Here is a 25,719-nt window from a genome sequence, read left to right as displayed (position 1 = left end):
TGTGGAGCGGGTAGAGGGAATCGAACCCTCAACTAAAGCTTGGGAAGCTTTCGTTTTACCACTAAACTATACCCGCCTTACGCCGCACTTTTTACCAGAACCCTGCGCGAAATAGAAGCCCACGTTATAAAAAAAGCGTGTCGGCGCCTCATGCCGGCGGGTATCCGCACCAAGGCGCCGAGTTGCTCAGATAGCCAGTGCATGCTGCCCCTGTTGCAGCGGCTGGTAACGTTGCCGGGCTTCACGCAGGGTTGGCTTGAGGAAGCCCAGCATGGCATTGCGGGTGTCCTCGCAGGCGGCCTTGGTCTCCATGTCCAGAAAGTGTCCTGCACCGCGGATAACCCCAAACTGGCTGCGCCCCACGTGTTTGCCGAACTGCCGTGCATCTGCGGCCGTGGTGTACTCGTCGCGTTCACCATTGATGAACAACACCGGAATATCGATAGCGTGCGCGCCCTCCAGTGCCCGTGCCAGGTCATGTTGCAGCACCTGGTTGATGTGGAAGTGCATCTGCGCGTATTCGTGGCTGTCCAGGCTGCTGACGTGCCGGTAGTTGAACCGCTTGAACAGCGACGGCAGGTACTTGCCGATGGTGTCGTTGATCAGGTTGCCGACTTGATAGCGGTCGCAGGCGGCCAGGTACTGGCAACCGCGCGCCAGGTAGTCGCGCATTGGTTCATTGATCACCGGCGAGAACGAACTCACCACGGCCTTCTTCACATACCGCGGCTGGTGCGCCAGTGCCAGTAGCGTGCTGGCACCGCCCCACGAGAACGACATCACGTGGTCGGCCTGGAAGTGATCGATCAGTTCAAGGAGGATATGCGCCTCGGTCTCCTTGCTGATCAGCCGTTCGTGGCGGTTGTGCGGTTTGGATTTGCCCGCGTAGGGCTGGTCGAACAGGACGACATTGAACTGCGGGTGCAGGTTGCGCACCGTCTGGGCGAACGAGGCTGTGGTGGCCAGCGAGCCGTTGATCAGGATGATCGTATTCTCAGCCGCATCCGCGCGATAGAACTCCGTGTAAACCCGATACTGACCTTGAATATCAAGTACAGCGATTTCTGGCCTCATGTCATCGACTCCTGGCGCAAAAAGGGTATTCGCGTCACCTGGTGGCTTGTCGCGGAAACGGGTCGTTCACTTTTGGCGGCGGCTTGGCCGAACACTCAAGCCACTGGCCCAAAGCGAGCGCATTCCCGAAACAGGACATCAGGGTGCACGTTCTTTATGACAGGTAGGCATTCGCCTGAAGAGTAACCGGGGCCCTGTGTCGATCCTTGGCACTTGCGTCGACGGTGTTGTTGTATGGCGGGCAATCTGCCGTGCCCCAAGGCATCTAGGCCCTGGGTGGCCGACAAAAAGTGTCTGGGTCTACGATCGTGACTTAGCGGTCACATGCAGACTGACGATTGGGATTCAAGCAGGGGGGCGGGGATCCTGCAAGTGCCGTTCGGGCTTAATTGTGACGTTTGGCGCTGAGCGGTCGTATGGCGCGCGCTCAGCGGTAGGTTGCGCGAGTTCGCGGGCGGGCTAGACGGTGCCTATTTCTTCCGGCGTGAGTTGCCGAAAGGCGCCGGGCGCCAACCCCGGGTCGAGCCGGATCGCCCCCATGCTCTCCCGGTGCAGCCCCACGACCTTGTTGTCGAAAAACCCGAACATGCGTTTGACCTGGTGATAGCGCCCTTCGACAATCGCCAGCCGCGCCTGGCGCGGCCCTAGAATGTCCAGCTGGGCGGGCTGGGTGGTGAGGTTCTCAAAGGCGAAGTAGAAGCCTTCACGGAACTTGGCCACATAGTGCTCGGCAATCTCGTCCTCGGTTTCCACCAGGTACTGCTTGGGCAGCTTGGTCGCTGGCTGGGTCAGTCGGCGCGACCACTGGCCATCGTTGGTCAGGATCATCAGGCCGGTGGTGTTGAAGTCCAGGCGCCCGGCGATGTGCAGGTCTGCACGCAGCGCCGCCGGCAACAGTTCGAGCACAGTGGGGTGCTGTGGGTCGTGGGTCGCGCTCACGCAGCCGGCCGGCTTGTGCAGCATCAGGTAGCGCGCCGGGCGGCCAGCCTGCAGCAACTGCTCGTCCAGTTGCACCCGGCTGAACTCCCGCACCTCGGCCAGCGGGTCGCTGATGACCTGGCCATCCAGGCGCACACGGCGCTGGGCCAGCATCAGCCGGGCTTGCTGGCGGTTGCAGTGGGGCAGGTTGGCAAGGAAACGATCGAGGCGCATGGCTTGGCGTCAGCTGGAAGGGCGTGATTGGAGTTGGTCTTCAACGGCGGCGCAGCGCGGGCACAGGCAGGCTTTGTCTCGCAGCGCGGCGGGCAGTGCCTGGAGCACGCTCGGGTCGATGGTCACACCGTAGCACCAGCAGGCCTGGGGGGCGCGGCGTGGGTCGGCCAGGCTGCAGTGGTTGAGCGCGCCGCAAGCGGGGCAGTGTTGCTGATCAGTCATGGGGTTTCGCTACAGACACGGTTGCGGCCAGCCTGTTTGGCACGATAAAGGGCACGGTCGGCGCGGGTCAGCAGGGCGTGCAGGGTATCCCCCGGTCGCAGGCTGCTCAGGCCGATGCTGGTGGTCAGGCGCAGTGGCTGGTCGTCGTAGCTGAAGGTCAGCTGTTCGGTGCGCTGGCGGATCTTTTCGGCCACCTCGATGGCGTGCCGACCCTCGGCTTCACGCAGCAGCACGATGAATTCCTCGCCACCCCAGCGGCACAGTATATCCGACTGGCGCAGGCTGCTTTGCAGCACATTGGCGAACTGGCGCAGCACTTCGTCGCCTGCCAGGTGGCCATGGGTATCGTTCAGCGCCTTGAAGTGGTCCAGGTCGAACAGCAACGCCACCAGTGGGCCACTGTCGCGCTGGGCTTCGCGCAGGGCCTGGGCAGCCAGCAGGTCGAAGCTGCGCCGGTTGAGCAGGCCGGTGAGGCTGTCGAGGGTCGCCAGAGCCTCTGTGCTGGCCTGATGGCGGCGGACCATGGCGTGTACCAGTGCCAGTACCACCAGGGTGATCATGGTGCAGATCGCCAGGTTCAGGTACAGCGAGTGACGAATGCGATCGAGCGCGCCGGTTTCCCGTTTGTCCACCAGCAGGTACCAGTCCAGCTCAGGCAACTGGCGCACGTTGAGGAAGTGGCTGTGCTGGTCGCTGTCACGGTACTCGTGGCTGCCTTCACTGGGTACAGGCCGTTCGGCCAGCAGGTCCTGCAGTTCGGGGTTGGCACTGAGCTGCTGGCCCACCTGTAGGCCATGCGGGCCGCCTGCCGAGCCGGTCAGCAGCACCTTGCCCTTGGCGTCGGTGAATAGCACCGCGCGCTGGTAGCGTTGTTGATAGCGGTCGATCAGCTTGACCACCGACGATACGCTCAGGCCGACACCGGCGGCGCCGATGAAGCGTTGCTGATAGTCATGCACCTGATAGTTGATGAATACGGTCAGGCTGTCATGGTTGGCCATGTCGAGGTCGACGTTGATCTCATAAGGCGCCTTGAGGTCACGCAGGCGGAAGTACCAGGCGTCGCGCCAGGCGCCAGGGTCGACATGCTTGAGCACCCCCTTGGCCTGGTAGTAGGTCAGGGTGCGGTCGGACACGAAAAATGAGGTGAAGGTGTCCTGCTTGCCCATGACCTCCCCCAGGTAGCGGGTCATGCGTGCGGTGTCCTGCTCGCCGGACAGCACCCAGTCGCGCAGGAAGGTGTCCTGGGCCATCATCGAGGCGATCAGTACCGGGCGAATCAGGTCTTTCTGGATTTCCGAGTAGACCGTGTCGGAGGTCAGCGGCAACTCGGTATTGATGATGCCGTCACGGATAGCGCTGCGCGAAGCGAAGTAACTGAGCAGCGAGGTGGCGAGAAAGCCGCAGGCCAGCAGCAACAGGAGGGTGAAGATCAGCGAACGCTGCGAAAACAGGGTGGAACGTAAAGGCATGATCTTCCCATGATGTGTGCCGAGCCGCCCATTCTAGTGAGGTGGCCTTGAAATGACTGCAAGTTTTTCGGTGCCCGGGCAGCTGTATCAAATTATTGCAGGAATGGCACTGCACCTTGTTACCGGTGTCTTATTCAATGTCGATGAACACATTTCGCATCGACGCCCGACAGCGCCGCTGTGCGGGCACTCCAGCGGTCCAGGAGGCCGCCATGTCCTATCGAATCCTGTTGATCGCCCTGCTGGGGTCGATGACTTCCGCCTGCGCGCCTTACTACGAGAGTGGCAGCTACTACCGCTCCGACTATTACACCAGCGACCGCTATGCAGCGCCCGGGTACTACCGTTATGACCGTTACTACGTGGCGCCACAGCCACGCTACTACTACCAGCCGGCACCACGCTACTACTACCAGCCCGCCCCGCGTTACCGCTATCAGCCCGCACCCAACTACCGGCCGCAGCCTCGCCCGCCGGTGACCCAGTGGCACGGTAACCCACGTCATGACTATGGCAACCGCCAGCGTGATGACTACCGGGGTGACCGGGACCGGCACGACTACCGCGATGGCAGCCAGCGCTACCCGCGGGGCGGCTGGCAATCCAATGGGCCAGGCAATGGCGGTGGGCCAGGTGATGGGCCGCGCGGGCAGGGGCAATGGCAGCGCTAGGCAGCCACTGCACTAACCCAGGTCCGCCAGCGGGTGCCTGCCCTCCCACACCTTGGCGAAGTGCGCCTCAACCACCGCTGCGGGCACCTGCGCCACATCCGGCCAGTGCCAGCGCGGCTGGTTGTCCTTGTCCAGCAGGCGGGCGCGTACCCCTTCACTGAACTCCGGGTGGCGGCAGCAGTTCAGGCTCATGTAGTACTCCATCTGCAACACTTGCGCCAGTGACAGGTGTCGCGCCCGGCGAATCTGCTCCCAGACCAGATGGGCGGTCAGCGGGCAGCCTTGCTGCAGCCGTTGGCCGGCGTCGGCCAGCAATGGGTCGTCATGGTGCTTCAGGTTTTCCAGCGCGCGCCATGCGGCAGCCGCATCGGCAACATCGAGCAACGCGTCGATCACTGCCCGGCGCGGCAACCATTGAGCGGCCGGTAATTCGGCACACACGCGGTGCTGTTCGGCCTTGAGCAGGCTGTTGAGCTGCAAAGCGGTGTGTTCCTGCCAGTTCAGTTGCAGCAGCTCATCGACCAGGGTTTCTTGCTGGTGCTCACCCAGGAAGCGGTCGGCCAAACCCAGGTCCAGGGCATCGCGGGCGTTGAGCGGGGCGCCGGTCAGGCCAAGGAACAGCCCCAGTTTGCCTGGCAGCCGGGCCAGGAACCAGCTGGCGCCCACGTCCGGGTACAAGCCGATGCTGACCTCCGGCATGGCCAAACGGCTGCTGGGTGTGACAATGCGCACGTTGGCGCCTTGCAGTAACCCCATGCCGCCGCCCAGAACATGGCCATGCCCCCAGCACAGCAAAGGTTTGGGGTAGGTGTGCAGGCTGTAGTCCAGGCGGTATTCGGCGGCGAAGAAGGTGGCGGCCAGCGGTGGCACGCTGCCAGGTTGATCGCGGCAAGCCTGGGCCAGCGCGCGCACATCACCCCCCGCGCAGAATGCCTTGGCGCCGCTGCCACGCAACAGCACGCAGACCACCCCGGGGTCGCGCGCCCACGCCTGCAGCTGGTCGCCCAGCGCCTCGATCATCGGCAGGGTCAGGGCATTGAGCGCCATGGGCGCATCGAGGGTGGCGATGCCCATGCGGGCGCCATCGGCGCCGGTAAGCACCTCGCAATGAATGGTCATGGACTACCTCGCGCAAGTCATCGCCCAAGTATGGCTTGGATGGCCAATCATGCCGGTCGTCGGTCGGATCGTTTGACAAGCGGGTAGGGCTTACCTAGTGTCGCGCCATTGTTTATGGAAGGCCCCATGACTGACGACGACCGTATCAAACTCGAACCCAGCTGGAAGGCCGCGTTGCGCGGTGAGTTCGACCAGCCCTACATGCATCAGCTGCGCGAGTTCCTGCGTAGCGAGTACGCTGCCGGCAAGCAGATCTACCCGCCAGGGCCGCTGATCTTCAACGCGCTCAACTCGACACCGCTGCAACAGGTGAAAGTGGTGATCCTCGGCCAGGACCCTTACCACGGGCCGGGCCAGGCGCACGGCTTGTGCTTCTCGGTGCAACCCGGGGTGGCCACGCCGCCGTCGCTGGTCAATATCTACAAAGAGTTGCAGCGGGACCTGAACATCCCGATCGCCAGCCACGGCTACCTGCAAAGCTGGGCCGAGCAAGGCGTGCTGCTGCTCAACACCACCATGACGGTCGAGCGCGCGAATGCGGCCTCGCATGCCAAGAAAGGCTGGGAGCACTTTACCGACCGGATCATCCAGGTCGTCAGCGAGCAGTGCCCGCACGTGGTGTTTCTGCTGTGGGGCGCCCATGCGCAGAGCAAGCAGAAGCTGATCGATGGCACCAAGCACTTGGTGCTGAAGTCGGTGCACCCGTCACCGTTGTCGGCTTACCGCGGCTTTCTCGGCTGCGGGCACTTCAGCCGCACCAACAGCTTCCTCGAGCAGCGCGGGTTGGCGCCGATCAACTGGGCGTTGCCGCCGTTGTAGTCATGTGGAATGGCGCAGCGCCTGGCCAGCGGGTTCACCGCTCGCCGGGCGCTGCGTTCATCAAGGCCTGGCGTTCCACGCGCGGAACAATGGCTCGGCCAGGAACAGCACCAGCAGCAGCCGCATCACCTGCAGAGCCGTCACCAGCGGCACCGACAGCTGCAGTGTCTCTGCGGTCAGGCTCATTTCGGCAATCCCGCCTGGCATCATGCCCAGTGTCAGCGAGCGCAAGTCCAGTGCCGTCAGGACGCTCAGTGCCCAGGCGGCCAGGGCGGCAATGGCCATGCAAAATGCCGTGGCCAGCAGGGTGCGGGCGAGAAACGATGGGGCGCGGCGGAAGAATTCGCGGTTGAAGTGGCAGGCCAGGGCGCTGCCAATCAACCATTGGCCGATCTGGCTGGCGCCGTTGGGCAGGGCGATCTGCAGGTTGGTGGCCAGGCTCACCGAGGCGGCCACCAGCAGTGGCCCGAACAGCCATGGGTTGGGCTGGCGCAAGCGCTGCCACAGCAGGGCCACGGCAATGCCCAGCGGGGCAATCAGGGCCAACCAGCTCCAACTTACGCTGCCTGCGTGGTTGAGCGCGACGCCGTCGCCCAGCAGGTACTTGAATACTGCCGGTACGCACAACACCACAGCCAGCACCCGCAGGCTCTGCGCGGCCGCCACCTGGCTGAGCACCGCGCCGTTGCGCGCGCCAAGGTTGACCATCTCTCCCGAACCGCCGGGCATGCTGGCGAAGAACGCAGTGGCGCGGTCCTCGCCGCTGCGCCTGAGCAGCCACACGCTGATCACGCTGGTCACGGTAGTGAACACCGCGCTGAAGAAAATCAGGACGAAGTGGCTGGCGACCTGCTCGATCACCGCCGGGGTGAAGTGCAGGCCAATGCCGATGCCGATGACCCACTGCCCGCATTTGCGGCCATTGGGTATTTCCGGCAATTGCCAGGGCGTCAGGCAGCGCACCAGGATGATCGCCAGCAGCGAGCCGATCATCCACGGCAAAGGCCAGCCGACCTTGCTGGCGGCAAAACCCCCAGCAAGGCCGACCAGCCCGGTTGCAACGTACAGCGGCAGTGACCGGTCAGGCATCGGCCATGGCCCGACGCTGCTGCGCACGTTTGCGCCAGATGCGCAGCAGCGGCAGGGTCAGCATGCACAGGGTCAGCACCCATACCGACAGGCTGATGGGGCTTGACCAGAGGATGCCCAGTTCACCGTTGGAAATCGACAGCGCCCGGCGCAGGTTCTGTTCCATCAGGCCGCCGAGGATGAAGCCCAGCAGGATCGGCGACAGCGGGAAGTCCAGCTTGCGCAGGATGTAGCCCATGATACCGATGCCGACCATCAGGAACAGGTCGAAGGTGGTGGCATGCACGGCGTACACGCCGATTGCGGTGATGATGGCGATCACCGGCACCAGCGCCCAGTTTGGTACGGCCAGGATGCGGGTGAAGATGCGGATCATCGGGATGTTGAGGATCACCAGCATGATGTTGGCGATGAACAGCGAGGCGATCAGGCCCCAGACGATGTCTGGCTGCTGCTCGAACAGCAGGGGGCCTGGGGTGATGTTGTACAGGGTCAGTGCACCGATCATCACCGCGGTGGTACCGGAGCCCGGTACGCCCAGTGTCAGCATGGGCACCAGGGCGCCACAGCAGGAAGCACCAATGGCGGTTTCGGGTGCCGCCAGGCCACGGGCGTCGCCCTTGCCGAACTTGCCGCTGGTGCCGGCGAGGCGTTTTTCGGTCATGTAGGCCACGGCGCTGGCCAGCGTGGCGCCAGCGCCCGGCAGCACGCCCATGATGAAACCGAGCAGGCCGCAGCGGATATTCACCACGAACACCGAAGCCGCCTCCTTGAAGTTGAACAGCATGCGCCCGGTGGCCTTGACCGCCTGGTGGCCATGGTGGGTCTTTTCCAGCAGCAGGAGGATTTCGCTGATCGAGAACAGGCCCAGTACCAACACCACGAACTGGATGCCATCGGCCAGGTGCACGCTGTCGCCGGTGAAGCGGTAGACGCCGCTGTTGGCGTCGATACCGACCGCCGACAGGAACAGCCCGATCAATGCGGCAATGAAGGTTTTCAGCGGTTTGTCACCGGCCATGCCGCCCAGGCAGACGATGGCGAACACCATCAGCACGAAGTACTCGGCGGGGCCGAAGGCAATCGCCCATTTGGCCAGCAGGGGGGCGAACAGCACCATGCCGCAGGTGGCGATGAGCGCACCGATGAACGAACTCCAGGCCGACAGCGACAGGGCAACGCCAGCCAGGCCCTGGCGGGCCATCGGGTAACCGTCGAGGGTGGTCATCACGGTCGAAGCCTCGCCCGGGATGTTCAGCAGAATCGAGCTGATACGCCCGCCGTACTCGCAGCCCAGGTACACCGCTGCCAGCAGGATCAGCGCCGATTCTGGCGGCAGGCCGAGGGCGAAGGCAATCGGGATCAGCAGCGCCACGCCGTTGATCGGGCCCAGGCCCGGCAGCAGGCCGACCACGGTGCCGATCAAGGTGCCGGACAGGGCGGTGACCAGGTTATAGGGGGACAGGGCAACGCCGAAGCCCTGGCCCAGGTAGCTCAAGGTATCCATGTGTCAGTTCTCCAGTACGCTCAGCAGGCCAAGGGGCAGTGGCACGTCCATCACGCGGTCGAACAGCCAGTAGAGGAAGATGCTCATGCCCACCACCACCATGGCGCTGTGCAGCCAGCGGCCGCCATACAGGCGCGCCATGGGCAGGCCCACCAGGATGGCACTGAGAATGAAGCCCAAGGGTTCGAAGGTGGCGGCGAAAACCAGCAGCAGGCCGACGCACGCGGCGATCTTGATCAGGGTTGCGCGGTCCAGTTCTGGTTCGTCGTCCTTGCGCACGATCGGGGTCGGGCGGATAGCCAGGTACAGCAGGCCCAGGCCCATCAGGCCGAGCATCAGCAGTGGGTAGGCGCGCGGGCCCACCGGCTCATAGGAAAACGCCGCCTGGTAGGGCCAGGCCATTACGGCAAGCACGGCGCACACCGCCAGCAAGACCAGGGCGAAGAGGCGTTGCAGGATCATGAAGGAATCCTCGTTGGGATCGCTGTAGGAGCGGCCCTGTGTCGCGATCGGCCGCGAAGCGGCCGCAAAGCCAGCCTCTGCGATCTGTCTGAAGCATCGCACGGCTGTTCCAGGGGCCGCTTTGCGGCCCGATCGCGACGCAAGGCCGCTCCTACACAGGGATGGTGGTGGATCCGGCAGGCTTACTGGATCAGGCCAAATTCCTTGGCCAGCGTCTTGTAGTCAGCCACTTGCTTCTTCACATAGCCGTCCAGTTCTTCGCCGGTCATGGCGAACGGGAACAGCTCGCGCTGGTCACGCAGTTTGGCGAAGTCTTCCGAAGCCAGCATCTTGTCGAACGACTGCTTCCACCAGGCGTAATCCTCGTCGCTGACCTTTGGCCCCAGGTAGAAACCGCGCACCACTGGCCAGACGATGTCATAACCCTGCTCCTTGGCAGTCGGGATGTCTTTCATCTCCGGCTCGTCCAGGCGGTTTTCCGAGAACACCGCGAGGATGCGCATGTTGCCGCTCTGAATGTGCGGCATGGAGTCTGAAATGTCGGTCGAGCCCACCTGGATGTGGCCGCCCAGCAGGGCCGTGGCAATTTCGCCGCCGCCTTCCAGGGCCACGTAACGCAGGTCGCGCGGGTTGATCCCGGCGGCCTTGGCGATCAGGGCGGTCTGCATCCAGTCCTGGCTGCCGACGGTGCCGCCAGAGCCGATCACCACTTTGCTCGGGTCTTTTTTCAGTGCTGCGACCAGGTCGTCGAGGGTCTTGTAGGGCGAGTCGCTCTTCACCGCGATGGCGCCGTAACTGGTGCCGACCGCGGCCAGCCATTTCACGGCGTTTTCGTCGAAGCGGCCGAACTTGCCCTGGGCCAGGTTCAGCAACGAACCGCTGGACCAGGCCACCAGTGTGCCGGCGTCAGCCGGGCGTTGGGCGACCACGGCGTTGTACGCCACCGCGCCGACACCGCCGGGCATGTAGGTGACGCGCATGGGTTTGCTGAGGATATTTTCCTGCACCAGGGCGCTTTGCACCAGCTTGCAGGTCAGGTCGAAACCGCCGCCCGGCGAGGCGGGGGCGATACATTCGGGGCGTTTCGGTTCGGCAGCGAGGGCGTTGCCGGCCAACAGCAGGCAGCCGGTAGCGAGGACGAGGCGGCGCAGTGAAAAGGTCATCGTCGATCTCCGTGAATGTTGTTGTTATCGGGTTAGGCTAGCGGCTTACCACAGCGCCACGCTGTAGCTCACCAGCAGCCGCACTTCGTCGGCATCGCGGGCGAGGTTGGAGCGGAATGTGGCGTTGCGCAAACGCACGGCCACGTTCTTCAACGGGCCGCTTTGTACGACGTACTTCATTTCGGTGTCGCGTTCCCACTCTTTGCCTTCGCCACCGGCGGCGCGGCTGACATTATCGCCGCTGATGTAGCGGGTCATGAAGGTCAGGCCGGGCACGCCCAGGGCGGCGAAGTTGTAGTCGTAGCGTGCCTGCCAGGAACGCTCGTCCTTGCCTGCGAAGTCGTTGATCTGCACGAAGTTGACCAGGTAGGGGTCGGCGCCATCCACATAAGGGAACGCGCTGTCGCCCGACAATTGCTGCCACGCGCCACTGACCTTGTGCCCACCCAGGGCGTAGCTGAGCATGCCGTTGAACGTGGTGTTGTCGATGTTGCCGGCCTTGGCGGCACCGGCGTCGTCGCTGATGGCCAGGCGCAGGTCGGCACCGAGGGTGCCTGGGCCCCACGGCTGGGTGGCGACCATGCCGATGAAGTGCTGGCGGTAGATATCGTCGAGCTGGGCGAAGTGATAGCTGCCGGTGATACGGTCGGTGAACTGGTAGTCGAGCCCACCCAGGGCCAGGTGATCGGCGCTGAACGAACCACCGAAGCGGCCATTCTTGTTGTTCAGGGCCAGGTCTTCCCAATTGGTGTCGTTCCGGTCCTTGGCTTTGTCCAGGCGCCCGCCAGTGAACGTCAGGCCCTTTATTTCCTTCGAGGTGAGCAGGCCGCCTTCGAAGGTTTGCGGCAGGATCCGGCCGTCGTTCGGTTGCAGGGTCGGCAGCTCGGGGATCAGCGTGCCGATCTTCAGTTCGGTCTGGGAGACCTTGACCTTGCCGGTCAGGCCCAGCTTGGAATATTCGTCGGCAGCCTTGCCGTCATCGTGGGTCGGCAGCAGGCCGGTATCGGTGCGGTCCGGGCTGGAGTCGAGCTTGATACCGAGCATGCCCAGCGCGTCCACGCCGAAGCCTACGGTGCCATCGGTGTAGCCGGACTCGAAGTTGAGCATGAAGCCCTGGGCCCATTCATCGCGCTTGGATTGTTGCGCGCTGGTGCCGTCGCGGAAATCGCGGTTGAAGTACATGTTGCGGGTTTCGAAGGTGGCCGTGCTGTCTTCGAAGAAGGCGGCCTGGCTCAGCGGGGCGACACCGGCGAGCGCCAGGGCGCTGGCGAGGGTGCTGGGGCGTGAGGCAAAGGAACGGGTAGGCGCAAACGCCTGCGGCTGTGCTGACAGCATCGTCGGTGACTCCGTTTTTGTTCTTATTCGTTGCACCTTGCTGGTGCTTTTTTCGGTGCGAGGCGCGACCGTAGGGCGATGCTAGGCAACGAACCTTTCGCTAACCTTTCAACCTGAAAGGTTGCCTCAAGGGGCTTCACAGGCCCGGCGACAGCGGTACACTCCGCGCCATTGCCCCAGCCGAGAGGGAGAAACCGATGCGTGTGCTGCTGGTCGAAGACCACCTGCAACTGGCCGAAAGCGTGGCCTTGGCCTTGAAAAGCCTGGGCCTGACCGTGGATGTGCTGCACGACGGCGTGGCCGCCGACCTGGCCCTGGCCAGCGAAGAATACGCAGTGGCCGTGCTGGATGTCGGCTTGCCGCGCATGGATGGCTTTGAAGTGCTGGCGCGTTTGCGTGGGCGCGGCAAGACCCTGCCGGTGTTGATGCTGACCGCCCGCAGCGACGTCAAGGACCGGGTCCACGGCCTGAACCTGGGGGCCGATGACTACCTGGCCAAGCCGTTCGAGCTGACCGAGCTGGAAGCCCGGGTCAAAGCCCTGCTGCGGCGCAGCGTGCTCGGTGGGGAGCGCCAGCAGCGCTGCGGGCCGTTGGTGTACGACCTCGATACCCGGCGTTTTGCCCTTGGCGACGACAACCTGACCCTGACCTCCCGTGAGCAGAGTGTGCTGGAGGCGCTGATCGCCCGCCCGGGCCGGGTGATGAGCAAGGAGCAGCTGGCCGCCCAGGTCTTCGGCCTGGACGAGGAGGCCAGCCCCGATGCCATCGAAATCTACATCCACCGCTTGCGCAAGAAGCTCGACGGCCAGCCGGTAGCCATCGTCACCTTCCGCGGCCTGGGCTACCTGCTAGAGCACCGCGATGCGTGACAATGGCAGCCTGCGCGGGCGCTTGATGGGCAATCTGGCGTTGCTGCTGGTGGTGCTGATGCTGGCCAGCGGCCTGAGCGCCTACTGGAATGGTCGCGAGGCTGCCGATACAGCCTACGACCGTACCCTGCTGGCCTCGGCACGGACCATCGCCGCGGGGCTGTCGCAGCGCGATGGCTCGCTGAGCGCCGACGTGCCTTACGTGGCGCTGGACACCTTCGCCTACGACAGCGCCGGGCGCATTTACTACACCGTGCTCGATATCCAGCAGCGGCTGATTTCCGGTTACGAGAACCTGCCGCCACCGCCGCCAGGCACGCCCCGCACCGACGATTACCCGGCGCTGGCGCGGTTCTACAACGCCACCTACCTGGGCCAGGACGTGCGCGTGGTCAGTTTGCTCAAGGCGGTGAGCGAGCCGAACATGAATGGCATGGCGGAAATCCGGGTGGCCGAGACCGAGGAGGCGCGGGTGAGCATGGCCCGCGGCTTGATGGCCGATACCTTGCTGCGCCTGGGCATGCTGGCGCTGGCGGCGCTGGTGATGGTGTGGTTCGCCGTCAGTGCGGCGCTGCGGCCGCTGGAGCGCCTGCGCACAGCGGTGGAGGAGCGCCAGCCCGACGACCTGCGGGCGCTGCCGGTGGTGCAGGTGCAGCGTGAGTTGGGCCCATTGGTGCGTGCCTTGAACCACTTCACTGAACGCCTGCGTGGCCAGTTCGAGCGCCAGGCGCAGTTCATTGCCGATGCCGCGCACGAACTGCGCACGCCGCTGGCGGCCTTGAAGGCGCGCGTCGAGTTGGGCCTGCGTTCGCCAGAGCCGCAGGCGTGGCGGGAAACGTTGGAGTCTGCCGCCCAGGGCACCGACAGGTTGACCCACCTGGCCAACCAGCTGCTGTCATTGGCACGGGTGGAGAACGGCGCGCGGGCGATTGCCGAGGGCGGTGCGCAGCGCCTGGACTTGAGCCAACTGGCCCGGGAGCTGGGCATGGCCATGGCGCCCCTGGCGCACAAGCGCGGCGTTGCGCTGGCGCTGGAGGCCGAGGCGCCGGTCTGGCTGAAGGGCGAGCCGACGTTGCTCAACGAGCTGTTGAGCAACCTGGTGGACAATGCCCTGGCGCATACACCGCAGGGCGGCAATGTGATCATTCGCGTGCTGGCCCCGGCCGTGCTGGAAGTGGAAGACGACGGGCCTGGCATTCCCGAGGCTGAGCGCGAGCGGGTCTTCGAGCGGTTCTACCGGCGCAGTGCGCAGGGCAGCGGGTTGGGGCTGGCCATCGTGGGCGAGATCTGCCGGGCGCACCTGGCGCAGGTGAGCCTGCATGATGGCGCGAAGGGCGGGTTGCGGGTACGGGTGAGTTTTATCGCGGACTGACGCGGTGCCTGTGCTGGCCCACCGCCGGCCAGCGCAGGTTTGAGCGGGTCAGCGCAACATGCTCCGCGCCTCAAGCAACTCTTCCACCTCAAGTTCGGTACCGAACGGCAAGCCCAGGTGGCGGTACGCCGGCAGCGCCGCCAACGGCCGCTGGCGCCCACGTTGGCTGATGCAACGCGCGATCTGCACGATGTCGATGTAGTCGACCTTGTCAGTCTGGCGGTCCAGGTCCTGAACCTGCGAGGGCAGGTTGACCAATTGCTCCGGAAACTCCCACGCCTTGAGAATCTTGTCACCCAGCGCCGGCTGGATCTGCTCGATCACATAATGCAGGCACACCGGGTCGGACAGCAGTTCGTTGTGCTCTTCGGCGTAGATCAGCACGGGCAGCGCGCCAATCTGGTTGACCAGCCCACCCAGGGTCGCCTGCTCAGGTTTGAGCTGGGTGTAGCGGCGCGTGATTTCGTAACTGATGCCCGCCACTTCCAGGCTGTTGGCCCAGATTTCACGCAATTTTTGCTCCACGGCCGACGAGCGGGCGTGGAAAATCTGCTCGATGACCAGGCCGATGGCGAGGTTGCAGCTGTAGTTGATGCCCAGCCGCGTGATGGCGGTGTGCAGGTCGGTCACTTCTACCGCCGCGCGCAGCAGCGGGCTGTTGACGACCTTGATCAGGCGCGCCGAAAGCGCCGCATCACGGCCGATCACCTTGCTCAGGGCCGCTACGCTGATCTCGCTGTCTTCTGCCGCCTCACGGATGCTCAAGGCAACTTCGGGCAGGGTCGGCAGGACCAGGTCATCCTTTTCGATGGCATCGAGCAACTGTGCTTGAACCATCTCGGCCAGCTTGTTCATGGGCGTGTCTACCGCAGTGGTGGTGCGGCCCCGCCACGCGGGCGGGGCAGGCTGGTCAGCGCTGGATTTCCCGGTCGCGGTCCAGTTCGTAAGGCAGGGTCAGCACCTGCAGGCGCGGGCCTTCCAGGCTGCCCAGGTGCAGGTTGTCGTCCTCTACCGCCTCGGCACTCAGCACGGCGAGCAATTCGCAGCCGGCACCGTTGCTGGCGGCCAGCACCACTTCACCGACCGACGAGCCGTGGGTGGGCGAGAAGATTTCCGCCCCCGGCGCCGGAACGGCGGCCTGGTCCAGCGCCAGGCGGTACTGACGGCGCTTGAGCTTGCCCAGGTACTGCATGCGCGCGACGATCTCCTGGCCGGTGTAGCAGCCCTTCTTGAAGCTGACGCCATCGACAGCTTGCAAGTTGATCATCTGGGGAATGAACAGCTCGCGGGTCGGCCCCATGACCTGACCGATGCCGGCGCGGACCTGGCCGAGCAGCCAGTCGTTGAGGCTGCCTTCGGGCAGGGCGGCGGCGAGGGCCTGGCGCACGGGCTCGGCGTTGTCCGCCGCTACCCACAGCTCTACGCGGCCGGCGGACACGGTGACCGCGATCAGCCCGGCCTGGCGCACGGTGCTGCCCGCGGCGCTGGGCAGGTCGATCCCCAGTGCTTGCAGTGCCGCCTCGCCCCCTTGCAGGCCGAAGCGTGCCCAGGCGCTGCTCTCATCGGTGAGCGTGGCCTTTGAAAACACGGCGTACTTCTTCAGGTCGGCCAATTGCGCCTCGAGCAGCTCGCTGGCCATGGCCAGCAGGTAGCCGTTGCCTTCGGGCAGGATACGGAAGCTCGACTGCATGCGCCCCTTGACCATGCAGCGGGCGCCGAGGCCGGCATGTTCCTGGCTGAGATAGTTGATGTTGCAGGTCAGCTGGCCTTGCAGGAACTTGCCTGCATCGGAGCCGCGGACGGCGAGGATGCCCTCGTGGGACAGGGGGCAGAAGAAAGCGGAATCGGCCATGGGTCATCGCGGTGGCTAAAGACTGGCGGCCATCATAGAACGCCGGTAACAAAATAGGTAGGTGAGTAGACCAACGCCCGGTGCCGCTGCGCTCGCCTGGCTGTATACTGGCGGGCCATTCGAGGAGGGCCCCATGGTCGAACAAACTGAACTCAACCGGCTGTTCTGGCACAGCCGCCGCGGCATGCTGGAACTGGACGTGCTGCTGGTGCCTTTCACCCAGGAAGTCTACCCCACCCTCAACGAGGCCGACCGCGAACTGTACGTGCGCCTGTTGAGCTGCGAGGATCAGGACATGTTCGGCTGGTTCATGGAGCGCACCGAGTCTGAAGACCCGGAGCTGCAGCGCATGGTTCGCATCATTCTGGACCGTGTCCAGCCCAAGTGAGTGTTATGAGTGCCGCTGGCAGGGCTCGCGCCGGCTGCTGGCGGTCTACCTGGCATGCCAGGGGGTAGCCTGGCTTGCCGCGTGGGCAAGCGCGCTGCCAGCCTGGCTGGCGTTTACCCTCATCATTGCCTGCCTTGCCCACGCTGCCTGGGCGCTTCCCCGCCGTATTCTCTTGACCCATGAACAGGCCGTTACCGGCTTGCGCCGTGATGTGCGCGGCTGGCAGGTGTACACCCGTGGTGGTGGCTGGCAGCCGGTGCGGCTGTGCCGGGACAGCATGGCCCTGCCTGAGTTGGTGGTGGTGCGCTTTGAGCGCGCCGGGCGCTGGTTGGGGCAAAGCCAGTGTGTACCGCCGGATGCCCTGGGCGCGGACGAGCATCGGCGGTTGCGGGTGCGGTTGAAATTCAGCCGGCGGCGCTGGGGCGCTGCAGCGCTCAGGTCGGGCTGAGCACCGTGTCCTTTGCTTCGTCCAGCATGCCCGGGTAGTCCAGGGTGTAATGCAAGCCGCGGCTCTCTTTGCGCTGCATCGCCGACAGGATCATCAGCTCGGCCACCTGCGCCAGGTTGCGCAGTTCGATCAGGTCGCGGCTGACCTTGTAGTTACTGTAGAACTCGTCGATTTCATCCAGCAGCAGCCGAATGCGGTGCTGCGCCCGCTGCAGGCGCTTGCTGGTGCGCACGATACCCACGTAGTCCCACATGAACCGCCGCAACTCGTCCCAGTTGTGCGCGATGATCACGTCCTCGTCCGAATCGGTCACCTGGCTGGCATCCCAACCCGGCAGAGCCCTTGGCATGCTCACCTGCTGCAGGTTGGCCTCGATGTCGGCAGCCGCGGCGCGGCCATACACAAAACACTCCAGCAGTGAGTTGCTGGCCATGCGGTTGGCGCCATGCAGGCCCGTGAAACTGGTTTCGCCAATCGCGTACAAACCCGGCACATCGGTGTGGCCGCGGTCGTCGACCATTACCCCGCCGCAGGTGTAGTGCGCGGCAGGCACCACCGGAATCGGCTGGCGGGTGATGTCGATGCCAAACGCCAGGCACCGCTCGTACACGGTGGGGAAGTGGCCCTTGATGAACTCGGCTGGCTTGTGGGTGATGTCCAGGTACACGCAGTCCACACCCAGGCGCTTCATTTCGTGGTCGATGGCGCGGGCGACGATATCGCGGGGCGCCAGTTCCTCGCGCGGGTCGAAACGTGGCATGAAACGCTCGCCATTGGGCAGGCGCAGCAGGGCGCCCTCGCCACGCAGGGCCTCGGTGATCAGGAAGCTCTTGGCCTGCGGGTGATACAGGCAGGTCGGGTGGAACTGGTTGAACTCCAGGTTCGCCACCCGGCAACCGGCCCGCCAGGCCATGGCAATGCCGTCGCCACACGCGCCGTCGGGGTTGCTGGTGTAGAGGTAGACCTTGGCCGCGCCGCCAGTGGCCAGCACGGTGAAGCGTGCCCCGAAGGTGTCGACCTCACCACTGTTGCGGTTGAGCACATAGGCGCCCAGGCAGCGCTCGCCGGGCAGGCCCAGGCGCCGCTCGGTGATCAGGTCGACTGCCACGCGCTGTTCAAGCAGCTCGATATTCGGGCGCGAGCGGGCCTGCTTGAGCAGCGTGGTGAAAATGGCGGCACCGGTCGCATCGGCGGCGTGGATGATCCGCCGGTGGCTATGGCCGCCCTCGCGGGTAAGGTGGAACTCGAAGCCGCCATCGTCGACGCTGTAGTGCTCGTCGCGGGTAAACGGTACGCCTTGTTCGATCAGCCACTGTATGGCTTCGCGGCTGTGTTCGACAGTGAAGCGTACGGCGTCTTCATGGCACAGGCCGCCGCCGGCATTGAGGGTATCCTCCACATGCGACTGCACTGTGTCGGTATTGTCCAGCACCGCAGCGACACCGCCCTGGGCCCAGAAGGTCGAGCCATTGGCCAGGTCGCCCTTGCTCAGCACGGCGATGCGCAGGTGGCTGGGGAGGTTGAGTGCCAGGCTGAGACCGGCGGCACCGCTGCCGATCACCAGGACATCATGTTGGAATTGTTGGCTCATGTCGGGACACTAGTAATCTTTGGAGGGGGCGCGGCACAATAGCCACGCGCAGGTGGCATAGTGAAACTATTGTTCGCTCGACCGGGCTGCCTTTATAGCAGCCCCCGGTGGCCAATTTCCATGCCAGCTGCCAGCGTGGCCAACCTTTGTGGGAACTTTCCGACATGGCCGGAAATCCTATGAAGGTTGCCCGCACGCCACAAATTGCCGCGGCGACGCAGGGCGGCAGGCCTGTCCCGGCTGTCCCTGCGTACACGTAACCTGATTATCGACGAAGCCGGCGATGACCGTGCCTCGTCTTCCGTGCAAGCCGACCAAGGGCTGCAGGAAACTTGCTTGGAGGGGAGAACTTTTGCGAAAAGCCCGAGTCTATGGTTGCAAGCCTGAGCGATGGCTGTTGCAACGCTCCTTCGAGTTCACTGAGGAGTGTTCATGCTAACCCAGGAAGAGGATCAGCAACTTGTCGAGCGCGTGCAGCGCGGCGACAGGCGAGCGTTCGATCTGTTGGTGCTGAAGTATCAGCACAAGATTCTCGGGTTGATCGTGCGGTTCGTTCACGATACCCACGAGGCCCAGGATGTTGCGCAGGAAGCCTTTATCAAGGCCTACCGTGCACTTGGCAATTTCCGCGGCGACAGTGCGTTTTACACGTGGCTGTACCGCATCGCCATCAACACGGCGAAGAACTACCTGGTGTCCCGTGGAAGACGGCCGCCAGACAGCGATGTCAGCTCCGAGGATGCGGAGTTTTACGACGGCGATCATGGCCTCAAGGATCTTGAGTCTCCAGAGCGCTCGTTGTTGCGGGATGAGATCGAAGGCACCGTCCATCGCACCATCCAGCAACTGCCCGAAGACCTGCGCACGGCGCTTACCCTGCGTGAGTTCGATGGCCTGAGTTACGAAGACATTGCCAGTGTCATGCAATGTCCGGTGGGTACCGTGCGCTCTCGAATCTTCCGCGCTCGGGAGGCCATAGACAAAGCCCTGCAACCGTTGTTGCAGGAAACCTGAGACAGCGGCGACAGCCAAGAGAGGAACCGCCATGAGTCGTGAAGCTTTGCAGGAATCGCTGTCCGCGGTAATGGATAACGAAGCGGACGAACTGGAATTGCGTCGGGTGTTGAACGCCGTCGACGAAGCCGAAACCCGTGCCACCTGGTCCCGTTACCAGGTAGCCCGCGCAGCCATGCACAAGGAGTTGCTGCTGCCCAACCTGGATATCGCCTCGGCGGTGTCTGCGGCGCTGGCCGATGAAGCCGTGCCGGCCAAGGTCTACAAGGGCCCGTGGCGCAGCATCGGCCGCCTGGCTGTGGCTGCTTCGGTCACCGTGGCCGTGCTGGCGGGTGTGCGCATGTACAACCAGGACGAGATCACCGGTGCCGAGCTGGCTGCCCAGCAGCCGGTCCAGCAGGGCGTGAGCGTGCCACAAGCACAGGGCCCTGCAGTATTGGCAGGTTATACCGAGAGCAGCGAGCAACCGACCGGGCCAATGGCCAACGGTGTGCTGCAGAACCAGGCCGGCTGGGACCAGCGTCTGCCAGGTTACCTGCGCCAGCATGCTCAGGAGTCTGCGCTCAAGGGTACTGAAACTGCACTGCCGTATGCCCGCGCTGCCAGCCTGGAAAACCGTTAAGTAAGGAGGCTCATGCGCGCGCTACCTCTCCTGACGCTGCTGGTTGGCAGCTGCATGACGGTGCCAGCGTTGGCAGCCAATTCTTCGCCCGAGGCGAGTGAATGGCTGAACAAGCTGGCACAGGCCGAGCAAAAACAGAGCTACCAAGGCGCTTTCGTCTACGAACGCAACGGTAGTTTTTCTTCACACGATATCTGGCACAGGGTAGAGGGCGGCAAGGTCAGCGAGCGGCTATTGCAGCTCGATGGCGCAGCCGAGGAAATCGTGCGCGTTGATGGCAAGGTGGCGTGTGTCAGCGGCGCCTTGGCCAGCGGGGTTACCAGCCCTCCAGATACTGCACCGCGTGTGCTTGATCCCCTGAAGCTCATGGGTTGGTACGACCTGAGCGTGGCGGGCAAGTCACGCGTGGCCGGGCGTGACGCGGTGATTGTGACGCTCACGCCGCGCGACCAGCACCGCTATGCCTTCGAATTGCACCTGGACCGCAAGACCGGCCTGCCGCTGCGCTCCTTGATGCTCAACGACAAGGGGCAGTTGCTGGAACGCTTCCAGATGACCCGTCTCGATACCGATGACCTGCCCAGCGACAGCGACCTGCAACCAAGCGCCGCCTGCAAGCCTGTGCAGCATGTGGCCTCGGTCAGCAATGACAACATCGCCGCCTGGCGTTCGGACTGGTTGCCGCCGGGCTTCGAACTGGTCAACAGCACCGTGCACCGCGACCCCAAGCTTGGCAGCTCGGTCAGTAGCCTGATGTACGACGATGGCCTGGCGCGCTTCTCGGTGTTCCTCGAGCCGGTCAAGGATGACGGTGGTAACGATGTGCGCACCCAGCTTGGGCCGACGTCGGCGGTTTCACGTCGCCTGAATACGCCCAAGGGCAAGGTCATGGTGACGGTCGTCGGTGAAATCCCCCTGGGTACGGCAGAGCGTGTTGCCCTGTCCATGCGACCTCAGGATGCCCAGGTACGCCAGTAATGGCGCCCGTTTGCGGGCCGTGCCAAAGGCAGCCGGGCATACGCCTGAAATGAAATTAAAGCATTGTCATTTGCAATCCGGCGGCAAATTTTCTATAGGTCAGGCTTTCAGGAGCCTGGCCTTTCCTGTTTTGTGCAGGGGCCTTTCTAACTACCGCTCGTTGTGACGGGAGCCGTATGTCAATACCACGCTTGAAATCCTACCTAATGATGGTCGCCACCGTGCTGATGCTCGGCCAGGCGCTCACCGCCCAGGCCGACGAAGCCCTGCCGGACTTCACCACGCTGGTCGAGCAGGCCTCGCCCGCGGTGGTCAACATCAGCACCAAGCAGAAGCTGCCGGACCGCCGCGTGGCCCAGGGCCAGATGCCGGACCTGGAAGGCCTGCCGCCGATGTTCCGCGAATTCTTCGAGCGCAACATGCCGCAACAGCCGCGCTCGCCCCGTGGCGATCGCCAGCGTGAGGCCATGTCGCTGGGCTCTGGCTTCATCATTTCCAGCGATGGCTATGTGTTGACCAACAACCATGTGGTCGCCGATGCCGACGAGATCATCGTCCGCCTGTCGGACCGCAGTGAGCTGCAGGCCAAGCTGATCGGCACCGATCCCCGTACCGACGTGGCCTTGCTCAAGGTTGATGGCAAGAACCTGCCCACCGTGAAACTGGGTGACTCCGAGAAGCTCAAGGTGGGCGAGTGGGTATTGGCCATCGGTTCGCCGTTCGGCTTCGACCACTCGGTGACCAAGGGCATCGTCAGCGCCAAGGGTCGCACCCTGCCCAACGATACCTATGTGCCGTTCATCCAGACCGACGTGGCCATCAACCCGGGTAACTCCGGTGGTCCGCTGTTCAACATGAAGGGCGAAGTGGTGGGTATCAACTCGCAGATCTTCACCCGTTCGGGCGGCTTCATGGGCCTGTCGTTCGCCATCCCGATCGATGTGGCGCTCGACGTTTCCAACCAGTTGAAGAAAGACGGCAAAGTCAGCCGCGGCTGGCTGGGCGTGGTGATTCAGGAGGTCAACAAGGACCTGGCCGAATCCTTCGGCCTCGACAAGCCGGCCGGCGCCCTGGTAGCCCAGGTGCTGGAAAACGGCCCGGCCGCCAAGGGTGGCTTGCAGGTGGGTGACGTGATCCTGAGCATGAACGGCCAGCCGATCGTCATGTCGGCCGACCTGCCGCACCTGGTCGGCAGCCTCAAGGATGGCGAAAAAGCCAAGCTGGAAATCATCCGCAACGGCAAGCGCCAGACCCTGGACGTGGCCGTGGGCGCCATGCCGGACGACGACGCCGACATCACCGCCGGTGCCGACGGCAGCACCGAGCGCAGCAGCAACCGCCTGGGTGTCGCGGTCGCCGACCTGACCGCCGAGCAGAAAAAATCCCTCGAGCTCAAGGGCGGCGTGGTGATCAAGGAAGTCCAGGATGGTCCGGCAGCGCTCATCGGCCTGCGCCCGGGTGACGTCATCAGCCACCTGAACAACCAGGCCATCGGCTCGGCCAAGGAATTCACCGAAATCGCCAAGGAACTGCCGAAGAACCGCTCGGTGTCGATGCGCGTGCTGCGTCAGGGCCGTGCCAGCTTCATCACCTTCAAGCTCGCTGAATAAGCGGCCAGGTGGGGCGAAAAGGGCAGCTTCGGCTGCCCTTTTTCATGAATATTCACAATTGGCTGGCGGGTAGTTGTGTACAGTCGGGCAGAGGAATCTCCCATCTGCGAACAGCTTAAGGTACAATGCCCGGCTATTTTTCGGCGGGCGTCCGGCTCGCAGCCTTTTCGAGTGTTGACCCGTGAGTGATTTGAGTCATATCCGCAATTTCTCCATCATCGCCCACATCGACCATGGCAAGTCGACGCTGGCCGACCGTTTCATCCAGATGTGCGGTGGCCTGACGGCTCGCGAAATGGAAGCCCAGGTACTGGACTCCATGGACCTGGAGCGCGAACGCGGTATTACCATCAAGGCCCACAGCGTCACGCTGCACTACAAGGCGCAGGACGGCAAGATCTACCAGCTGAACTTCATCGACACCCCTGGCCACGTCGACTTCACCTACGAAGTCTCGCGCTCGCTGGCAGCCTGTGAAGGCGCACTGCTGGTGGTCGACGCCGGCCAGGGTGTAGAGGCCCAGTCGGTTGCCAACTGCTACACCGCCATCGAGCAGGGCCTGGAGGTCATGCCGGTCCTCAACAAGATGGACCTGCCCCAGGCCGACCCGGACCGCGTCAAGGACGAAATCGAGAAAATCATCGGTATCGACGCCACTGACGCCGTGGCCTGCAGTGCCAAGAGCGGCATGGGCGTGGACGAGGTGCTCGAGCGCCTGGTGCACTCGATCCCGGCACCCGTGGGCGAAATCGATGCGCCGCTGCAAGCGCTGATCATCGACTCCTGGTTCGACAACTACCTGGGCGTGGTCTCGCTGGTGCGCGTGCGCCAGGGGCGCGTCAAGAAGGGCGACAAGATCCTGGTCAAGTCCACCGGCAAGGTGCACCTGGTCGACAGCGTGGGGGTGTTCACCCCGAAACACACCCAGACCGCCGACCTGAAAGCCGGTGAAGTGGGCTTCATCATCGCCAGCATCAAGGACATTCACGGTGCCCCGGTCGGCGACACCCTGACCTTGTCCTCGACCCCCGAGGTCGAAGTGCTGCCAGGCTTCAAGAAAATCCAGCCGCAGGTCTACGCAGGCCTGTTCCCGGTCAGCTCCGACGACTTCGAAGACTTCCGCGATGCCCTGCAGAAGCTCACCCTGAACGATTCGTCGCTGCAGTACATGCCGGAAAGCTCCGATGCACTGGGCTTCGGTTTCCGTTGCGGCTTCCTCGGCATGCTGCACATGGAGATCATCCAGGAGCGCCTGGAGCGCGAGTACGACCTGGACCTGATCACCACCGCACCCAGCGTGATCTACGAGCTGGAGCTGAAAACCGGCGAAACTATTGTCGTCGACAACCCGTCCAAGCTCCCGGATGTTTCAGCCGTGGCCGACTTCCGCGAGCCGATCGTGACCGCGACCATTCTGGTGCCGCAGGAGCACCTGGGTAACGTGATCACCTTGTGCATCGAGAAGCGTGGCGTGCAGCGCGACATGCAGTTCCTCGGTAGCCAGGTGCAGGTGCGCTATGACATGCCGATGAACGAAGTGGTGCTGGACTTCTTCGACCGCCTCAAATCCACCAGCCGCGGCTATGCTTCGCTGGATTACCATTTTGATCGCTACCAGTCGGCCAACCTGGTCAAGCTGGACGTGCTGATCAACGGCGACAAGGTCGATGCCCTGGCATTGATCGTGCACCGCGACAACGCGGCCTACAAAGGCCGTGCGTTGACCGAGAAGATGAAGGAACTGATCCCTCGGCAGATGTTCGACGTGGCGATCCAGGCAGCCATTGGCGGCCAGATCATTGCCCGGACAACCGTCAAGGCGCTCAGAAAGAACGTACTGGCCAAGTGCTACGGTGGTGACGTCAGCCGTAAGAAGAAACTGCTGGAGAAGCAGAAGGCCGGTAAGAAACGCATGAAACAGGTGGGCAACGTGGAAATTCCACAGGAAGCCTTCCTCGCCGTGCTCAGGTTGGATAGCTAGGTCCTATGTCGCTAAATTTCCCGCTGTTGCTGGTCATTGCCGTATTCGTCTGCGGTTTGCTGGGCTTGATCGACTTGCTGTTCCTGGCCCCGCGCCGGCGTGCGGCAATTGCCAACTATCAGGGCAGCGTAAGCCAGCCTGAAATGGCGGTGGTCGAGCGCCTGAACAAGGAACCGTTGCTGGTCGAGTACGGCAAGTCGTTCTTCCCGGTGCTGTTCATCGTACTGGTACTGCGCTCGTTCCTGGTCGAGCCGTTCCAGATCCCTTCGGGGTCGATGAAACCCACTCTGGAAGTGGGCGATTTCATCCTGGTGAACAAGTTCTCCTATGGCATTCGCCTGCCGGTGATCGACAAGAAGGTCATCGAGGTGGGTGACCCGCAGCGCGGCGACGTCATGGTGTTCCGTTACCCGAGCGACCCGAACGTCAACTACATCAAGCGTGTGGTCGGCCTGCCAGGCGACGTGGTGCGTTATACCAACGACAAGCGCCTGTTCGTCAACGGCCAGCCGGTTGCCGAACAGCTGGTAGGTAGCGAGCCGGGCACCTTGGGCAGCGCCACGCTGTACAAGGAAAAGCTGGGCGAGACCGAACACCTGATCCGCAAGGAAATGAGCCGCTATCGCATGCCGCCGGACCAGCAATGGACCGTGCCGGCAGGCCACTACTTCATGATGGGCGACAACCGCGACAACTCCAACGACAGCCGTTTCTGGGATGACCCGAATATTCCCAAGGAGCTGCACGGCATGGTTCCGGACCGGAACATCGTCGGCAAGGCCTTCGCGGTATGGATGAGCTGGCCGGAACCCAAGCTCAGCCACCTGCCCAACCTGTCGCGGGTCGGTTTGATCCATTGATACCCATCGGCGCTGTCCAGCAGACAGCGCCGAATGCATTTCTGACATA

General features: G+C 63.6%; 25 protein-coding genes and 1 tRNA gene. 12 read left to right on the top strand and 14 right to left on the bottom strand.

The window, feature by feature from the left end; genetic code table 11:
- Positions 1–2: 2 nt before the first annotated feature.
- The 5 genes from QME24_RS15825 to QME24_RS15805 form a co-directional block, all read right to left on the bottom strand.
- A tRNA-Gly gene (locus QME24_RS15825) sits at positions 3–76 on the bottom strand.
- Positions 77–186: 110 nt separating this feature from the next.
- Positions 187–1,074: an alpha/beta hydrolase gene (locus QME24_RS15820; protein ID WP_280091837.1), complete on the bottom strand. Its 888-nt coding sequence runs from the start codon at positions 1,072–1,074 to the stop codon at positions 187–189.
- Positions 1,075–1,533: 459 nt separating this feature from the next.
- Entirely contained in the window at positions 1,534–2,226 is a 693-nt protein-coding gene (locus QME24_RS15815; protein WP_009683071.1) for a 16S rRNA pseudouridine(516) synthase, read from the bottom strand.
- 9 nt (positions 2,227–2,235) lie between these two features.
- Positions 2,236–2,448, bottom strand: coding sequence for a cysteine-rich CWC family protein (locus QME24_RS15810; RefSeq protein ID WP_182367386.1), 213 nt, complete (start codon positions 2,446–2,448; stop codon positions 2,236–2,238).
- Positions 2,445–3,920: a sensor domain-containing diguanylate cyclase gene (locus QME24_RS15805; protein ID WP_182367390.1), complete on the bottom strand. Its 1,476-nt coding sequence runs from the start codon at positions 3,918–3,920 to the stop codon at positions 2,445–2,447. Before QME24_RS15805 ends, QME24_RS15810 begins: the two co-directional genes overlap by 4 nt.
- Positions 3,921–4,132: 212 nt before the next feature.
- On the opposite strand from QME24_RS15805, the gene QME24_RS15800 reads away from it, so the two are divergent.
- Entirely contained in the window at positions 4,133–4,591 is a 459-nt protein-coding gene (locus QME24_RS15800; RefSeq protein ID WP_029886127.1) for a hypothetical protein, read from the top strand.
- A 12-nt stretch (positions 4,592–4,603) separates the two neighbouring features.
- Here QME24_RS15800 and QME24_RS15795 read toward each other — a convergent pair whose 3' ends face one another.
- Entirely contained in the window at positions 4,604–5,710 is a 1,107-nt protein-coding gene (locus QME24_RS15795) for an enoyl-CoA hydratase/isomerase family protein (RefSeq protein ID WP_280091836.1), read from the bottom strand.
- 126 nt (positions 5,711–5,836) lie between these two features.
- On the opposite strand from QME24_RS15795, the gene ung reads away from it, so the two are divergent.
- Positions 5,837–6,529 carry a uracil-DNA glycosylase gene (gene ung, locus QME24_RS15790; RefSeq protein WP_009683066.1) on the top strand — a complete coding sequence of 231 codons (693 nt, stop codon included), beginning with the start codon at positions 5,837–5,839 and terminating at the stop codon, positions 6,527–6,529.
- Between the two features lie 60 nt (positions 6,530–6,589).
- Here ung and QME24_RS15785 read toward each other — a convergent pair whose 3' ends face one another.
- The 5 genes from QME24_RS15785 to QME24_RS15765 all read right to left on the bottom strand — a co-directional run bounded on the left by QME24_RS15785 (position 6,590) and on the right by QME24_RS15765 (position 12,085).
- The gene (locus tag QME24_RS15785) at positions 6,590–7,618 is read right to left on the bottom strand and encodes an AbrB family transcriptional regulator (protein WP_115295358.1); all 1,029 of its coding nucleotides are present in this window, start codon (positions 7,616–7,618) and stop codon (positions 6,590–6,592) included.
- Positions 7,611–9,125, bottom strand: coding sequence for a tripartite tricarboxylate transporter permease (locus QME24_RS15780; RefSeq protein WP_009683064.1), 1,515 nt, complete (start codon positions 9,123–9,125; stop codon positions 7,611–7,613). Before QME24_RS15780 ends, QME24_RS15785 begins: the two co-directional genes overlap by 8 nt.
- Before the next feature lie 3 nt (positions 9,126–9,128).
- Entirely contained in the window at positions 9,129–9,587 is a 459-nt protein-coding gene (locus QME24_RS15775; protein WP_280091839.1) for a tripartite tricarboxylate transporter TctB family protein, read from the bottom strand.
- Positions 9,588–9,769: 182 nt separating this feature from the next.
- Entirely contained in the window at positions 9,770–10,750 is a 981-nt protein-coding gene (locus tag QME24_RS15770) for a tripartite tricarboxylate transporter substrate binding protein (protein ID WP_054905111.1), read from the bottom strand.
- Positions 10,751–10,795: 45 nt separating this feature from the next.
- Positions 10,796–12,085, bottom strand: coding sequence for an OprD family porin (locus QME24_RS15765; protein ID WP_009684775.1), 1,290 nt, complete (start codon positions 12,083–12,085; stop codon positions 10,796–10,798).
- Positions 12,086–12,282: 197 nt separating this feature from the next.
- On the opposite strand from QME24_RS15765, the gene QME24_RS15760 reads away from it, so the two are divergent.
- Both QME24_RS15760 and QME24_RS15755 read left to right on the top strand, forming a co-directional pair.
- Positions 12,283–12,954: a response regulator gene (locus tag QME24_RS15760; protein ID WP_009684774.1), complete on the top strand. Its 672-nt coding sequence runs from the start codon at positions 12,283–12,285 to the stop codon at positions 12,952–12,954.
- Positions 12,947–14,326 (top strand): sensor histidine kinase, encoded by a 1,380-nt coding sequence (locus tag QME24_RS15755; protein WP_009684773.1) that lies wholly within the window; start codon positions 12,947–12,949, stop codon positions 14,324–14,326. Before QME24_RS15760 ends, QME24_RS15755 begins: the two co-directional genes overlap by 8 nt.
- 48 nt (positions 14,327–14,374) lie before the next feature.
- On the opposite strand, the gene QME24_RS15750 is transcribed toward QME24_RS15755, so the two are convergent.
- Together QME24_RS15750 and QME24_RS15745 are read right to left on the bottom strand one after the other, a co-directional pair.
- On the bottom strand, positions 14,375–15,181 hold the full coding sequence (locus tag QME24_RS15750; RefSeq protein ID WP_009684772.1) for an HDOD domain-containing protein: 807 nt from the start codon (positions 15,179–15,181) through the stop codon (positions 14,375–14,377).
- Between the two features lie 55 nt (positions 15,182–15,236).
- Positions 15,237–16,178: a folate-binding protein YgfZ gene (locus QME24_RS15745; protein WP_009684771.1), complete on the bottom strand. Its 942-nt coding sequence runs from the start codon at positions 16,176–16,178 to the stop codon at positions 15,237–15,239.
- 133 nt (positions 16,179–16,311) lie between these two features.
- Here QME24_RS15745 and QME24_RS15740 point away from each other — a divergent pair, with 133 nt between their 5' ends.
- Entirely contained in the window at positions 16,312–16,566 is a 255-nt protein-coding gene (locus QME24_RS15740; protein WP_009684770.1) for a succinate dehydrogenase assembly factor 2, read from the top strand.
- Positions 16,550–17,014 carry a protein YgfX gene (locus tag QME24_RS15735; protein ID WP_054905112.1) on the top strand — a complete coding sequence of 155 codons (465 nt, stop codon included), beginning with the start codon at positions 16,550–16,552 and terminating at the stop codon, positions 17,012–17,014. Before QME24_RS15740 ends, QME24_RS15735 begins: the two co-directional genes overlap by 17 nt.
- Here QME24_RS15735 and nadB read toward each other — a convergent pair.
- Complete coding sequence (gene nadB, locus QME24_RS15730; RefSeq protein WP_054905113.1) at positions 17,001–18,605, bottom strand: L-aspartate oxidase; 1,605 nt, start codon at positions 18,603–18,605, stop codon at positions 17,001–17,003. The genes QME24_RS15735 and nadB overlap by 14 nt on opposite strands.
- A gap of 432 nt (positions 18,606–19,037) precedes the next feature.
- On the opposite strand from nadB, the gene rpoE reads away from it, so the two are divergent.
- The 6 genes from rpoE (at position 19,038) to lepB (ending at position 25,670) form a co-directional block, all read left to right on the top strand.
- Positions 19,038–19,619, top strand: coding sequence for an RNA polymerase sigma factor RpoE (gene rpoE, locus QME24_RS15725; protein WP_003252049.1), 582 nt, complete (start codon positions 19,038–19,040; stop codon positions 19,617–19,619).
- A 31-nt stretch (positions 19,620–19,650) separates the two neighbouring features.
- Entirely contained in the window at positions 19,651–20,241 is a 591-nt protein-coding gene (locus QME24_RS15720) for an RseA family anti-sigma factor (RefSeq protein ID WP_280091555.1), read from the top strand.
- Positions 20,242–20,253: 12 nt separating this feature from the next.
- Positions 20,254–21,219 (top strand): MucB/RseB C-terminal domain-containing protein, encoded by a 966-nt coding sequence (locus tag QME24_RS15715; RefSeq protein WP_054905114.1) that lies wholly within the window; start codon positions 20,254–20,256, stop codon positions 21,217–21,219.
- Positions 21,220–21,395: 176 nt separating this feature from the next.
- Complete coding sequence (locus QME24_RS15710; protein ID WP_029886109.1) at positions 21,396–22,829, top strand: DegQ family serine endoprotease; 1,434 nt, start codon at positions 21,396–21,398, stop codon at positions 22,827–22,829.
- Positions 22,830–23,010: 181 nt separating this feature from the next.
- Complete coding sequence (lepA, locus tag QME24_RS15705; protein WP_029886108.1) at positions 23,011–24,810, top strand: translation elongation factor 4; 1,800 nt, start codon at positions 23,011–23,013, stop codon at positions 24,808–24,810.
- 5 nt (positions 24,811–24,815) lie between these two features.
- The gene (gene lepB, locus QME24_RS15700; protein ID WP_009684762.1) at positions 24,816–25,670 is read left to right on the top strand and encodes a signal peptidase I; all 855 of its coding nucleotides are present in this window, start codon (positions 24,816–24,818) and stop codon (positions 25,668–25,670) included.
- The last annotated feature ends 49 nt before the right edge of the window (positions 25,671–25,719 follow it).

Source organism: Pseudomonas sp. PARCl1 (assembly GCF_947311875.1).
GTDB classification, from domain to species: Bacteria; Pseudomonadota; Gammaproteobacteria; order Pseudomonadales; family Pseudomonadaceae; genus Aquipseudomonas; species Aquipseudomonas juntendi.
The sequence above is the reverse complement of the archived record's forward strand: the minus strand, read 5'-3'. Positions and strand labels throughout refer to the sequence as shown.

Bases quoted from the DNA above. Each gene is read 5' to 3' on its own strand.
- QME24_RS15755 (WP_009684773.1), top strand. From the start codon at position 12,947: ATGCGTGACAATGGCAGCCTGCGCGGGCGCTTGATGGGCAATCTGGCG.
- ung (WP_009683066.1), top strand. From the start codon at position 5,837: ATGACTGACGACGACCGTATCAAACTCGAACCCAGCTGGAAGGCCGCG.
- nadB (WP_054905113.1), bottom strand. From the start codon at position 18,605: ATGAGCCAACAATTCCAACATGATGTCCTGGTGATCGGCAGCGGTGCC.
- QME24_RS15775 (WP_280091839.1), bottom strand. From the start codon at position 9,587: ATGATCCTGCAACGCCTCTTCGCCCTGGTCTTGCTGGCGGTGTGCGCC.
- QME24_RS15780 (WP_009683064.1), bottom strand. From the start codon at position 9,125: ATGGATACCTTGAGCTACCTGGGCCAGGGCTTCGGCGTTGCCCTGTCC.
- QME24_RS15720 (WP_280091555.1), top strand. From the start codon at position 19,651: ATGAGTCGTGAAGCTTTGCAGGAATCGCTGTCCGCGGTAATGGATAAC.
- QME24_RS15820 (WP_280091837.1), bottom strand. From the start codon at position 1,074: ATGAGGCCAGAAATCGCTGTACTTGATATTCAAGGTCAGTATCGGGTT.
- QME24_RS15765 (WP_009684775.1), bottom strand. From the start codon at position 12,085: ATGCTGTCAGCACAGCCGCAGGCGTTTGCGCCTACCCGTTCCTTTGCC.
- lepB (WP_009684762.1), top strand. From the start codon at position 24,816: ATGTCGCTAAATTTCCCGCTGTTGCTGGTCATTGCCGTATTCGTCTGC.
- QME24_RS15810 (WP_182367386.1), bottom strand. From the start codon at position 2,448: ATGACTGATCAGCAACACTGCCCCGCTTGCGGCGCGCTCAACCACTGC.
- rpoE (WP_003252049.1), top strand. From the start codon at position 19,038: ATGCTAACCCAGGAAGAGGATCAGCAACTTGTCGAGCGCGTGCAGCGC.
- QME24_RS15795 (WP_280091836.1), bottom strand. From the start codon at position 5,710: ATGACCATTCATTGCGAGGTGCTTACCGGCGCCGATGGCGCCCGCATG.
- QME24_RS15745 (WP_009684771.1), bottom strand. From the start codon at position 16,178: ATGGCCGATTCCGCTTTCTTCTGCCCCCTGTCCCACGAGGGCATCCTC.
- QME24_RS15800 (WP_029886127.1), top strand. From the start codon at position 4,133: ATGTCCTATCGAATCCTGTTGATCGCCCTGCTGGGGTCGATGACTTCC.
- QME24_RS15815 (WP_009683071.1), bottom strand. From the start codon at position 2,226: ATGCGCCTCGATCGTTTCCTTGCCAACCTGCCCCACTGCAACCGCCAG.
- QME24_RS15710 (WP_029886109.1), top strand. From the start codon at position 21,396: ATGTCAATACCACGCTTGAAATCCTACCTAATGATGGTCGCCACCGTG.
- QME24_RS15750 (WP_009684772.1), bottom strand. From the start codon at position 15,181: ATGAACAAGCTGGCCGAGATGGTTCAAGCACAGTTGCTCGATGCCATC.
- QME24_RS15740 (WP_009684770.1), top strand. From the start codon at position 16,312: ATGGTCGAACAAACTGAACTCAACCGGCTGTTCTGGCACAGCCGCCGC.
- QME24_RS15785 (WP_115295358.1), bottom strand. From the start codon at position 7,618: ATGCCTGACCGGTCACTGCCGCTGTACGTTGCAACCGGGCTGGTCGGC.
- QME24_RS15805 (WP_182367390.1), bottom strand. From the start codon at position 3,920: ATGCCTTTACGTTCCACCCTGTTTTCGCAGCGTTCGCTGATCTTCACC.
- QME24_RS15760 (WP_009684774.1), top strand. From the start codon at position 12,283: ATGCGTGTGCTGCTGGTCGAAGACCACCTGCAACTGGCCGAAAGCGTG.
- QME24_RS15715 (WP_054905114.1), top strand. From the start codon at position 20,254: ATGCGCGCGCTACCTCTCCTGACGCTGCTGGTTGGCAGCTGCATGACG.
- QME24_RS15770 (WP_054905111.1), bottom strand. From the start codon at position 10,750: ATGACCTTTTCACTGCGCCGCCTCGTCCTCGCTACCGGCTGCCTGCTG.